The organism is Ignavibacterium sp., assembly GCA_032027145.1.
Taxonomy (GTDB): Bacteria; Bacteroidota; Ignavibacteria; order Ignavibacteriales; family Ignavibacteriaceae; genus IGN3.
The window spans coordinates 3,128,632-3,142,023 of the sequence record JAVSMP010000001.1 but is presented as its reverse complement, the minus strand read 5'-3'; the positions used below and the strand labels follow the sequence as shown (position 1 = coordinate 3,142,023).

General features: G+C 35.3%; 8 protein-coding genes. 7 read left to right on the top strand and 1 reads right to left on the bottom strand.

Annotated features, from left to right (window positions below; all coding sequences use genetic code 11):
- The first annotated feature begins 22 nt into the window (after positions 1-22).
- From ROY99_13160 to ROY99_13130, 7 genes are all read left to right on the top strand, one after another.
- Positions 23-2,110: a hypothetical protein gene (locus tag ROY99_13160; protein MDT3697326.1), complete on the top strand. Its 2,088-nt coding sequence runs from the start codon at positions 23-25 to the stop codon at positions 2,108-2,110.
- 7 nt (positions 2,111-2,117) lie between these two features.
- On the top strand, positions 2,118-3,074 hold the full coding sequence (locus ROY99_13155; GenBank protein MDT3697325.1) for a hypothetical protein: 957 nt from the start codon (positions 2,118-2,120) through the stop codon (positions 3,072-3,074).
- A 43-nt stretch (positions 3,075-3,117) separates the two neighbouring features.
- Positions 3,118-4,134: a PorV/PorQ family protein gene (locus ROY99_13150; protein MDT3697324.1), complete on the top strand. Its 1,017-nt coding sequence runs from the start codon at positions 3,118-3,120 to the stop codon at positions 4,132-4,134.
- 20 nt (positions 4,135-4,154) lie between these two features.
- Entirely contained in the window at positions 4,155-5,357 is a 1,203-nt protein-coding gene (locus tag ROY99_13145; GenBank protein ID MDT3697323.1) for an IPT/TIG domain-containing protein, read from the top strand.
- Between the two features lie 47 nt (positions 5,358-5,404).
- Complete coding sequence (locus ROY99_13140; protein MDT3697322.1) at positions 5,405-6,688, top strand: T9SS type A sorting domain-containing protein; 1,284 nt, start codon at positions 5,405-5,407, stop codon at positions 6,686-6,688.
- Between the two features lie 126 nt (positions 6,689-6,814).
- A complete protein-coding gene (locus ROY99_13135) occupies positions 6,815-9,178 on the top strand; it encodes a family 10 glycosylhydrolase (protein MDT3697321.1) in 2,364 nt (787 codons plus the stop codon).
- Between the two features lie 45 nt (positions 9,179-9,223).
- On the top strand, positions 9,224-12,205 hold the full coding sequence (locus tag ROY99_13130) for a fibronectin type III domain-containing protein (GenBank protein MDT3697320.1): 2,982 nt from the start codon (positions 9,224-9,226) through the stop codon (positions 12,203-12,205).
- Between the two features lie 55 nt (positions 12,206-12,260).
- Here ROY99_13130 and ROY99_13125 read toward each other — a convergent pair whose 3' ends face one another.
- On the bottom strand, positions 12,261-13,391 hold the full coding sequence (locus tag ROY99_13125) for a dipeptide epimerase (GenBank protein ID MDT3697319.1): 1,131 nt from the start codon (positions 13,389-13,391) through the stop codon (positions 12,261-12,263).
- Position 13,392: the final 1 nt, after the last annotated feature.

The following is a 13,392-nucleotide window of genomic DNA, read 5'->3' as shown; positions in this document are numbered from 1 at the left end:
AGAATTTAAATAAGAGGTACTAATGAATTTTTACAGAATTATAAAATATAAGGTCAAGTTCCTTCTGCCTCTGTTTGCAGTTTTGTTTTTTCAATCTATATCAAATGCACAGTTTGATAATGTTTGGATGAGTGCCGGTTCTTTACATAACTGGTATTCATCTATTGGCTGCGAGATTGAAGAGGGATTTGTTTTAAGACAACAATATGGTATGCAATGGCCTGCAATTTACAGAGCACAAGATATGCAGGCGGCAAGAGGCTGGTGGATCGGTGCAAGAAATTTTACTGATGAAACCGGAACTACTTATCCATATAAAGTTGTAACGGTAGGTCCGCGTAACCCTCAATTCTTTGCTGCTTATCCGATTAAGATGGAAATAATATCTAAATTTGAACCAACTTTTGTTACAGTTGATGGTATTCCTTCTTATTCCAAGGATGTTACAATTGATGAGATTGATGAAACAATGAAATGGGATAGAATGATTAATAATATAGTTAACACCCAGCTTGGTATTACAATGGAAAGAAAAATATTCCAGTTCAGCCAGCAGTATAATGATAACTATATCGTATATGATTATACCTTTACTAATACAGGAAATACTGATGCTGATGATGAAATTGAATTACCCGGTAATAATATCCAGGAATTTTATACTTTCTGGACATACAGAAATGCTGTTAATCAATCGGTCAGATATGTTATTGGTAATTCAACCGGCTGGGGAAAAAATACAATGAATGATGCCCGCGGCGATGGAAGAGTAGATGCTGACAATCCAAATAATTTCAGAACACAGTATTCTTGGCACGGCTACACTACCGAAAAAGATGTTTCATATAATAATATCGGCGGACCAATATGGGCATTGAATTCTAATGCTTTAACCTGGAATGCTTCTGATGATACTATCGGAAGGCTTGGTGGAACACAATTCCTTGGAACTTTAACACTTCACGCTGATAAGTCCTACAATGATAAGAGTGATGATCAAACCCAGCCGTCAACTACAACATATTATGATTCTGATGGTATTTTGTTCTTAGCAGGCAGGGATAATGCGTTTAATATTGATCGTATGACTCAGCAGTATTTAAAAATGGCACAGGGACATGTTGTTCCAAGACATGCAGAAGTTATAACCGGCACAACAAGCCCTGATGTAGTTGCTTTGGCAAATCAGACTACTAATCCGTTTCTTAGCAGCGGTGGCGGTTTTTCCTTTGATAATGCTTTTGGGCCCTATGATATACCATTCGGTGAAAGTATCCGTATCGTTATTGTTGAAGGGGCTGCCGGGATGAATCGTGCTGATCAGGTAAAGTATGGAAGGCAGTTTAAAAATGGGCAGCTAAATGCAATTGATAAAAATATTTTGGTTCTTCAAAAAGGAAAGGATTCGCTATTTACAACCTGGGAAAGAGCAACTGCAAATTTCCAGAATAATTGGGATATTCCGCAGCCGCCTTTACCTCCCGCAACTTTTGAAGTTAATGGCGGTGGTGATAAAATCCAATTAAGCTGGTCTTTGAGAAGCGGTGATCCTAATCCTCCTGAAGGTTTTCGTATATACAGAGCACTTGGTGATTATGATAAAGATTATGAAATAATTGCTGATCTTCCGGCTTCAACTACAAGCTTTGAGGATGTTAATTTGATACGAGGATTTAATTATTTTTATTATATGACCTGCTATCGCACAAACACTGGCGGAGTTGCAACACCATCAGGTGGAGTTTTAGAGAGCAGCAGATATTATACACAGACTTATGATCCTACAAATCTTAAAAGACCTGCCGGTAAAAACTTAAATGATATCAGAATAGTTCCAAATCCATTTGTGTACAATGGTATTAAATTCCCCGGCAGTCTTGATGAAGATAAAATTGCATTTTACAATATACCTGGTATGTGTACCATCAGAATTTATACTGAACTTGGTGAATTGGTAAAAATCATTGAACATACAAACGGAAGCGGTGATGATTACTGGTATAATGTAACTTCTTCAAACCAGATTGTTGTAAGCGGTATTTACATAGCTGTTATAACTGATAACACAACAGGTAAGAATCATATTTCTAAATTTGCAGTGATAAGGTAATACCACTATGAAAAAACAAATAAAAATTAGTAAGGCATTTCGGATGAAGAAATATTTAATTTCAGTGTTTTTAATTTTGACCGTTACATTAACAAGTTGTGATTATTTTGAAAACAGTGATACACTAAATACTGCATCACTTGAAGTTAAACTGACAGGCTTACCTGCAATACCTGATACTATGACATTTGTTTGCTGGTATGCACAGGATAATACTAAGTTTAAACCCATCAAGGCTTTTAATTTAGATGCAGATGCAAACGGAGAGATTAATTTCAAATCGGAACAGCCATTGAGTTATTTAACAAATGCTCAGGTTCTTAAAATCACAGTTGATAGAAAAGCAGCAGTTAATGATTCTAATTTTGCTTTTGGTTCAGCAAGGGTTATTCTTTCAGGAAGAATTAAAGATGGTAATTGTGTTTTTGATGTTGGAGAAAAAGCCGATCAAATGAATAATATTTCAGCTGTATTTACACTGTCCACACCAACAAACGGACCCGGAACAGATGAATTAAGCGGCGTGTGGTTTATCGACTCACTGTTAACTGCCGCTGTACCGGTTGCGGGATTAAAGTTACCTGTATTATATAGCGGCTGGAGATATGAAGGCTGGGTTGAAATTAATGGTACTTACGTTTCAACAGGCAGATTTACAAATCCCAAAGCAGCAGATTTATTTAAAGGTTACTCTTCAACATCTGCAGGTTATTCATTCCCGGGTGAAGATTTTCTGCTGAATGCACCGGCTGGTTTAACCTTTCCAACTGATTTATCAGGTAAAAATGTATTTATTTCACTTGAGTGGAATAATGGAAAAACCTCCGGCAGTACTCCATCAAAGATCTTATTTTCTGCTGCAATTCCTAACTCTGCACAAAGCGGAGTTTCATACACGATGCAGCGGCAAAATAATCTGGTTCCAAATGGTACCGGCGTAATTAAAGTAGATCTTTTTGAATAATTATTTCACTCATTAATCTGATGAAAAAGTTATAGGTAAATAAATGAGAAAAAACAGTTTAATAATCGTAATTTTCATTCTTGTATTTTTACTGATTGCACAGAGCGGGTATGCTCAAAAAAATGAAAAACTTGCTCAGACAGGGGTGAAATTTTTAAGCGTTTCACTTGATCCAAGAGCAAGTGGTATGGGAGATGCATTTACATCACTATCAAGTAATTCTACCTCGCTGTTATATAATCCTGCAGGTATGGCTGAGTTAAACAGAATGACGGATTTTTCTTTCGGAACAACTAAATGGATTGCTGATATTAATTACATTTATGGAACAGTCGGTTTAAATTTATTTGATGGTGATTATGGTGTTTTCGGTTTGTCTCTGGTAGCTGTTGACTACGGCGAATTTCTGGGCACTGTGGTTGCTTCTAACGATGATGGATATCTTGATGTTGGAACATTTAAGCCTGTTGCTATGTCTATCGGTTTAGGTTATGCAAAATCACTTTCTGAAAAAGTTGCTATTGGCGGTAATATAAAATATGTTCGTCAATCATTAGGTACTGTTGTATCAGGATTGACCGGAACCGGCGATCAGATTGTTGAATCAAAATCAGTTAATGCAATGGTATTCGATTTTGGTATCCTTTATCATACAGGTTTTAAAAGCCTGGATTTTGGTATGAATGTAAGAAACTTTTCTACCGAAGTCAGATATGATGAAGATGGTTTTCAGCTTCCGTTATCATTTAAAATCGGTGTATCTATGAATATGCTTGACCTCTGGGAAATTGATAAACAAATGCATTCTTTCCTTTTTTCAGTTGATGCTTCACATCCGAGAGATTATCCTGAACAGATTTCTTTGGGTGGTGAATATACTTTTATGAATACATTTTCACTTCGTGCAGGAATAACTACTCCAACTGATGAACAGGAATTCAGTGCCGGTGTTGGTTTCAAACAAAATTTATCAGAAGTAAAATTTTCTATTGATTACTCATATACACCATTTGGTATTTTTAATGATGTACACAGAGTATCAGTTAATATTGGTTATTAATAAATTTTATGAGTATAAAAATGATAAAATTATACAAATACTTAGGTTTAATTATCTTAACTGCTTTATTCTTGTCCGCTTGTAGTGAAGACCCATATTCGGGGCTTGATGAATTGATTGACCTTCCTACTACACCTCCGTCAATCGATTCTATAGAACCGAGTAATGGAGGTTTGGCAGGAATAACAGTACTTACTATTAACGGCTCAAACTTCTCTTCAGATCCAGCTAAGAATATGGTGTATTTTAACGGAGTTAAAGGTGAGATTTTGACCGCTACATCAACACAATTAAAAGTAAGACCTCCAAATGTTATTTCTGATTCTGTTCAGGTAAAAGCTTCAGTATTTAAGGTTGAGGATTTTAGTAATATAATGTTTTATAAATTAGCTCCTGCTGCTGTAGAAATCTTCAAATTTGATCCGGCTAATAATGGAACTCCTTATGCTCTTACTGTTGATGCAAATGAGAATGTATATACCTCTGTTGCTAAACAAATAGGAGCTGGTATTTTTAAATTAGATCCACAAGGCAACCTTAGTCTATGGGCACCTAATGGTGCTGAGTCATTCTTTAGTTCATTAACATTTGGTCCCTCTTCCGTTATTTATGGTGCAAGAAGGGTTAGGGCAATATTTCAAGCTTCAGAAGGTATTCCTTCAACTATTTATGTAAATTTAACTCCATCAGGTGGCGGAAATGCTAATGACTCTGATTTTGACCAGAATTTGAATTTATGGGTTGGTGCGAATGGAAATATTCTCAGTATTACACCGGCAAAAGTGGTGCAGGCATTTCCATTTGACGGAAATATAAATGCTATTAAGATATTTAATGGGGCAATTTATGCTGTTGCTACATCAAATAACCAGCAGATTTTATGGAAGGTGCCTGTTATAAGTGCAGATAATATCGGAACACCCGAAGTATATTTTAATTTTTCCGCAGAAGTTGATTCGGTGATCAAACTTAATGATATTTCAATTGCTGCTGATGGAGATATTTATATTGGAACTGATGCAAAAAAAGATCCTATTTATGTAATTCATTCTGACAAATCATTTGAAAAACTATATCCGGGAATTCTTAATTCATCTGTAAACTCATTATGCTGGGGAGCCGGTAATTTTTTATATATGACCAGAAATTCTCTTGATAATTTAACTCAGACTATTATTAGAATTGATATGGAAAAACCAGGGGCTCCTTATTTTGGAAGATAATTGAACTTAATTAACAAACTACTTACAATAAAATAGAGAGGTAAGCTATGAAACAAAAACTTCTGTTTTCGCTGGTTGCAGTGTTATTATTAACTGTAACCGGGCATTCGCAATGGGTTAACACAGGTGCTTGGCCTGATGGTTCATTACTGGGGCAGTTACACGGTATTGCTGTAGATCCTGATGGAAAAGTCTGGTTAGGAAATTTTAATCCTGAAAAATATCTGCCTGCAGGTTCTTCAGATACTGTAACAGCAAATCTGATTCGTGTTTTTAATCCTGATGGGACTCCTGCTTCATTTTCACCTGTATGGCGTGTTGTTGGTAATGGAATTAATGATACTCTAAAAGGCAGCAACGTCAGAGGAATGAGAGCAGATCACAATGGTAACATACTTATCACTTTTGGTAATCAGAAAATGTATAGAGTTAATTATCAGGATGGTGCTGGTATGAACAAAGTTACTCTTACATTAGGAACATCACCTACTGCTCCAGCAGTTAGCGCTGATGGAAAAATCTTCGTTGGACCGGTTACTAATGCCGGATCTGTAATTCAAGAGTATGACGCTGATTTTAACTATTTAGGAGATGTAGTATCATTTAGTCTATCCGGTTTCTCAAGAAGTATGGAATGCTCTGCTGATGGTAATACTCTTTATTTCCCAAGTTATTCAAGAGGAATAATCATAGTTTATAACAGACCTGATGAGTTTTCAGCATTTGACTCAGTAGGAACTATCATGGATGGCGTAGATTGTGAGTCAATAGCATTTAACAAAGCTACCGGACATTTATGGGTTTCTGCTGGTTCATATAATGATATGCCAGATCCACCGTTTACACCTAATACCTGGTATGAGTTTGATCTCTCAACAAGCCAAGTACTCGACAGTTTGAAATGGGAGTTTGTTGTACCTCAAAGTCCTGCTGAAAGACCACGTGCTATTGATTTTAGCCCTAGTGGAAATACAGCATACATCGGCTGCTTTGCCGGTTCAGGTTATCCGCTAGCTCAAAAAGTTGACAAAACTGTTGGTGTTGAAGACCAGGGTGAAATTGTTGTTAATGGATATAAGCTTTCTCAGAATTATCCTAATCCGTTTAACCCAACAACAAAAATTAACTTTGAATTATCAGCAAGCGGTTTTACAACACTAAAAATTTATGATATGCTTGGCAATGAGGTTGCAACATTAGTACAGAATGAATTAACTGCCGGCTCGCATTCTGTTAATTTTAATGCTGCTAATTTAGCATCCGGAACTTATTTGTATCAATTGAATGTTAATGGTATAAGAATAACAAACAAGATGATACTCTTAAAGTAATATTCTTACAATTCTTGATTAAAGCAGGCACGTTAAAGCGTGCCTGTTTTTTTTGTCAGACAGGTTTATCTTATTAAAAAAAATTGATTAAGTTTAAACAGTTATTAATCATAATTATTTAACGCCATGAAAAAGCTTACCATTATTTTATCATTATTTATTGTTACATCAATTTACAGTCAATCAATTCCGCCTAAACGAGAAATGAGGGCAGCGTGGATAGCCACTGTAACTAACCTTGATTGGCCAAATTCAAATACTTCCTCTACTGCACAGCAGAAACAGGAGTTGATAGATTTACTTGATGAACTTGATCAGGATGGAATTAATACAGTTGTTTTCCAGATAAGATCAGAATGTGATGCTATGTACAGTTCATCATTTGATCCATGGTCTTATTGGTTAACCGGCTCTCAAGGTACGGCTCCTTATCCTTATTATGATCCTCTTGAATTTGCAATTGAGCAAGCACATAAACGCGGGATGGAGTTACATGCCTGGTTTAATCCATACCGGGTTGAAAGAGCAGTTGGAAATTATACTACTGCACCAAACCATGTAACACATCAGCATCCAGACTGGATCATACAGATATCAAATTTCAAATTTCTTGATCCAGGCTTACCTATGGTTAGAGATTATGTAACTTCAGTTGTTTATGATGTTGTAAGCCGTTATGATGTAGATGGAATTCATGCTGACGATTATTTTTATCCTTATCCGCCTGATCAGATTACAAACCAGGACGCACAAACATTTGCTTTGTATCCGCGTGGTTTTACAAATATTGCCGATTGGCGCAGAGATAATGTTAATTTATTAATTGCACAGGTAAATGACACAATTCAATCTGTAAAACCGTGGGTAAAATTTGGAATGAGTCCTTTTGGTATCTGGAAAAACGGTGTTCCTCCTGGTATCACAGGATTGGATGCATATAGTTCCATTTATTGTGATGCGATTGCCTGGCTTCATAATCGCTCGATTGATTATCTTACTCCTCAGCTTTATTGGCCATTTGGCGGTGGACAAGATTACGGTAAACTTCAACCATGGTGGGCTGATTCTGTTTATGCAAATGGCAGACATTTTTATCCTGGGCATGCCTATTACAGAATTCCTAATTGGACTAATCCAAGTGAAATGCCGAGGCAGATAAGACTTGATAGAAGTAATCCGAAAGTTCAGGGCGGAGTATTTTTTAGAGCGAAAAATTTTAAGGAAAATCCAAAAGGTGTAACAGATTCTTTACGCAATGATCTTTACAGATATAAAGCAATCTTACCGGTTATGAATTGGAAAGATGTAATTAATCCAAATCCACCACAGAATCTTAAATTTGAAAGATTAGCAAGTGGACAGGCAGGATTAAAATGGGACCTTCCACCTGTTGCAATTGACGGTGATACTGCAAGCAGATATGTTGTTTACAGATTTAACAACTCTAATATTCAGCCATCAGATTTGGAGAACTCAGCAAACATTCTTGATGTAGCAGGCTACAGAGAAAATATCCCCGGTGAACCGCCATCACCAAACGGACCTTATTATTTTGTTGTTACTTCTCTTGACAGAAATTATAACGAGAGCACGATGAGCAACATTTTGCAAGTCAATCCTCCTCCGGTTCCAATTCTTGCATTTCCGATAAATGGTGCTGTAAATGTTGAAGATACTGTTACATTAAGATGGAATTATCCAAATCTTGCTTCATCATACAGGTTGCAGATATCAAGATCAGCTTCTTTTGATTCTTTAATGTTTTTAGATGTAAGTGGAATAACCGATACTTTCAAAGTAGTAACCGGTATTGATGGTCAGACAAAATATTATTGGAGGGTGTATTCAGTTAATGCCGGCGGTGCAAGTAATTATTCTGCATCGTTTAATTTTACAACCGGATTTCCGTCAAAAACTATACTTGCTGCTCCTCTTAATAATACTGTTAATGTACCAGTAGATACAGTTTTGTATTGGCTTGAAACTCCCGGCGCTCAATCTTACAGATTACTTTTAGCCAGGTCATTAGACTTTTCACAGAATTCTATCATAGTTGATCAATCAGGAATTACAGATACTTCTCTTGCAATTAATAACCTCAATCAAAATACTTTGTATTTCTGGAAAGTAAGAGCAGAGAATCAATACGGAACAGGTTTATATTCCAATATCTGGAGATTTAAAACATTTAATCCTTCAGGTTTAGAAGAGCAGGATTATATTCCTGAGAAATTTTCACTTGAACAAAATTATCCAAATCCTTTTAATCCGTTAACCAATATTGAGTTTAGTATTCCTCAATCTGGCTTTACTTCACTTAAGATTTATAATTTATTAGGACAGGAAGTTGCTGTTTTAGTAAATGATTATTTAACCTCAGGTAATTATTCATTTAACTTCGATGCATCTGCATTACCAAGCGGAATATATCTGTACAGACTTAAAGTAAACGAACTATCCGCATCGAAGAAAATGCTGCTAATAAAATAAAATTTAAGCCCGGTAGTGCCGGGCTTTTAAATTCTCTGGATCAACATGCAAAAAATCAAAATCTTTTTTCTGTTCCTTACATTTTATATTATCAATTCCTGCAGCACATCAGAAGTAATTACTTTACAATCAGAGTTTGATTATTGTAACTCAAATTTTATTTCACAGTTCGATGTGGTCAAACAGGAATTCAATCTTTCAAAATATGTTAAGTTAAACAATGTTCTGTTTGATAGTGTAAATAGAACCATTACTGTTCAGTTTAGTAAAGAACTTGCTTCATTACCTATAAGAGAAGAATTTGCAGCCCGGTTAAAAAGCACTATAAAAAATTATTTTACTGAAAGTTTAAGCGATTATAATATAGTTGTAACATCTATGGGCTATAATATTGAAGAGCTTATTCCCAATTTTTACAGAACTGATAAAAACAAAATTGATAAAGCAAGAATTACAAAATCAGTCAAAGATAGAATACCTGTTGTACAAAATATCAGCAAACCTTTTAAGATTATTAAAGGATTGAATAATAAAAATATTTTATTATGGCATAGCCATGGCTGGTATTACAATAACAATGAAAAGCGATGGATGTGGCAGCGTGCGCGGTTATTTCAGACAATTGAAGACCTCGGTCCATTAAGTTTTACAATTCCTTATCTTATACCGATGCTGGAAAATGCAGGAGCTAATGTGTTTGTTCCAAGAGAACGTGATTTTCAAATCAATGAAGTTATTGTTGATAATGATAATCCGGGCAAAGAATCATACATAGAAACTTCAGTTTCCGATAAAATTGTCTGGAAGACTTCATCAGAAAAAGGATTCACTTTAAAAAATCCAACAATTAAAGAAGGTGAAAATCCGTTTAATAACGGAACTGCCAGATATATCAATTCAATGATAAATCCCTTTTCATCGGTTAGCTGGATTCCTGAAATTCCAAAGACAGGTTATTATGCAGTTTACATTTCTTATATAGCATCGGATAAAAATGTTACAGATGCACAATACAAAGTGAAACATTCCGGAGGCGAAACAGATTTTCGGATCAATCAAACTATCGGAGGGAAAACCTGGATTTATCTTGGAACATTTAAATTTGAAAAGGGCAGGAGTAAAAATCAGGGTGTGATTTTAACAAATCAAAGTAAAGATATTGATAGAATTGTTTCTGCTGATGCTGTTAGATTTGGCGGCGGTGTGGGTATTGTTGAACGTGAAGGAACCACAAGCGGTAAACCAAAATTTGCAGAAGGTTCAAGATATTGGCTGCAATTTGCCGGTATGCCGGATACACTAACATACAATCTGAATAAAAACAGCAACGATTATAATGATGATTATCAATCTCGTGCTGAATACGGAAATTATTTATACGGTGCTCCTTTTGGTCCTAACAAAAAACGTGATGAAAAAGGATTAGGAGTTCCCATTGACCTTTCTCTGGCATTCCATACTGATGCCGGAATTACCAGAAATGATACTGCAATCGGAACATTAATGATTTACAGCATTCCTGGTTTGGATTCTCAGAATGTTTTTCCTGATGGTGTTTCAAGACTTGCAAACAGAGACCTCTCAGATATTGTGCAGACTCAGATTGTGAATGACATACGGAAAAATTATGATTCTGCCTGGACAAGAAGACAGCTTATGAATTCAATGTACAGTGAAGCGGCAAGACCAAATATTCCATCCATGCTTTTAGAGTTATTATCACATCAGAATTTTTATGATATGAAGTTTTCATTGGATCCTATTTTCAGATTTGATGTTGCACGATCGATTTATATTGGTATGTTAAAATTCTTATCTGTACAAAACGGATTTGATTATGTTGTTCAACCTTTACCTCCGCAAAACTTTTCAGCAATTCTCAATAATAAAGGAGAAGTTGAACTAAACTGGAAAGCTCAGATTGATAAGAATGAACCAACTGCAACTGCAGATAAATTTATATTATACACACGAATAAACAATAAAGGATTTGATAACGGAAGAATAGTTGAATCCAATAAAATAAAATTATCTGATCTGAAAGAAGATAATATTTATAGTTTCAAAGTTACGGCTGTAAATAACGGTGGTGAAAGTTTTCCGTCAGAAGTGCTGTCTGTTTGCTTTAATAAGAAATCACCAAATCCGGTACTAATTGTAAATGGCTTTGATCGTGTTTCAGCACCAGCAAGTTTTGATTCACCTGATTTTTCCGGTTTTACTAATTTTATTGATGAAGGAGTTCCGGATAAATATGATTTATCTTTTACCGGAACACAATTTAACTTTAATCCTGCTTCAAAATGGATTACAGATGATAATCCTGGACACGGTGCAAGTCATTCCTACAATGAAGGAAAAGTTATTGCCGGAAACACATTTGATTTTGTTTATACTCATGGCAAGGCATTAAAAGAAAACGGATTTAGTTTTTGTTCTGCCAGTGATGAATCAGTAATGAGCGGTGAAGTTGATTTAACAAATTACAAAATGACAGATATTTTATTTGGAGAACAGAAAAAAACCCAGGCTCCTAAATACAAAGAACAAATAAGATTTGAAGTCTTTCCTGATTTACTTAAAGAAAAAGTTAAATCATATTTAACAAACGGCGGAAAATTATTTATAAGCGGATCTTATATCGGCACTGATTTGTACTCAGACAAAGACAGCACCGGAATTAAATTTGCAAACGAAGTTCTTAAATTAAAATTAAAAACCGGCTGGGCAGTAAAAACCGGAAAAGTAATTTCAGTTAACGAAAACTTTTTAACAAAAAATCAATCTTTGGAATTTAACACAGCATTAAATGATTCAATTTATAAAGTGGAAGCACCGGATGAGCTTGGAGAGTTAAACGGAAGTGAAGTGCTTATGAGATATTCAGAAAATTATTTTAGTTCTGTTATTGGATTCAAAGGAGAATATTCTGTAATTACATTTGGTTTCCCGTTTGAAACTATTCTGGGTGAAAAAAACAGAAATACAATAATGAAAGCTGTTTTAAATTATTTAAATGTACAATGATTTAACGCTCTAAAAATCATTGTTATTTTTGCTTTAAGTATAATATTAGTTCAGCTTAATTCTTTAATCCAATACCGGGATAATCATTCAGAGTTACTCTGCCATCAATAACTTTCATTCCCTCAAATGGATCATTCTTAATAAGTAAAGCACCATCAAGATCAGCCCAGTCAACCATTGGAGAAAGTTGTGAAGCAGCAGAAATAGCACAGCTTGTTTCAGTCATACAACCGAGCATTATTTTCTTGTTTAATGCTCTTGCCATAGCAATCATTTTATTTGCTTCCCGCATTCCGGTGCACTTCATCAGTTTTATTACCACACCAGCATAAACGTCTTTCATCTTAATCAAATCACCAATTCGCTGTATAGCTTCATCACCAAGAATAGGTATTGGTGAGTTTTCAGTTATCCATGCATTTTCATCAATCATATCCTTCGGAAGAGGCTGCTCTACATACAGAACATTTTTATCATTAAGCCAATTAATCATATCAAGCGCCTGATACTTGTCAGTCCAGCCCTGATTAGCATCTGCAGTTAACGGAACATCGGTAACAGATCTTATGGTATTAATCATTTCTTTATCGTTATCCTTGCCCAGTTTAACTTTCAATAACTTAAACTCAGAGGCCTCTTTAACCTTCTGTTTAACTACCTCGGCTGTATCAATACCGATTGTAAAAGTTGTATCCGGAGTTTTTGATTTATCGTATCCCCATATTTTATACCAGGGCTGATTTAATAATTTTCCCACAAGATCATGCAAAGCAATATCAATTGAAGCTTTAGCAGCAGTATTTTTCTTATCAATGGAATCAACATAAGTAAGAATATCTTCCATCTGAAACGGGTCATCAAACTGTTCAAGATTAACTTTTGATAAAAAAGCTGCTGCAGTTTCCTGTGACTCACCGAGATATTGCGGCATTGAAGCTTCACCGTATCCTATTATTCCATCATATTCAATTTCAGTAAGCATAACCGGAGTTGTAGTTCTGGAATAAACAGCAACTGTAAAAACATGCTTTAGCTCAAGTGTATATGGTTTAAATCTTAACTTCATTTTAGAGCCTTTGTTTTTAATTATGTTTTTCGCAAATGAGGCGGTGGGAATTGAAGCCGCAGCAGAGGCTGCAACTATAAGTCCGCTTGTTTTTAAAAAATCTTTTCTGTTCTGTTTCATT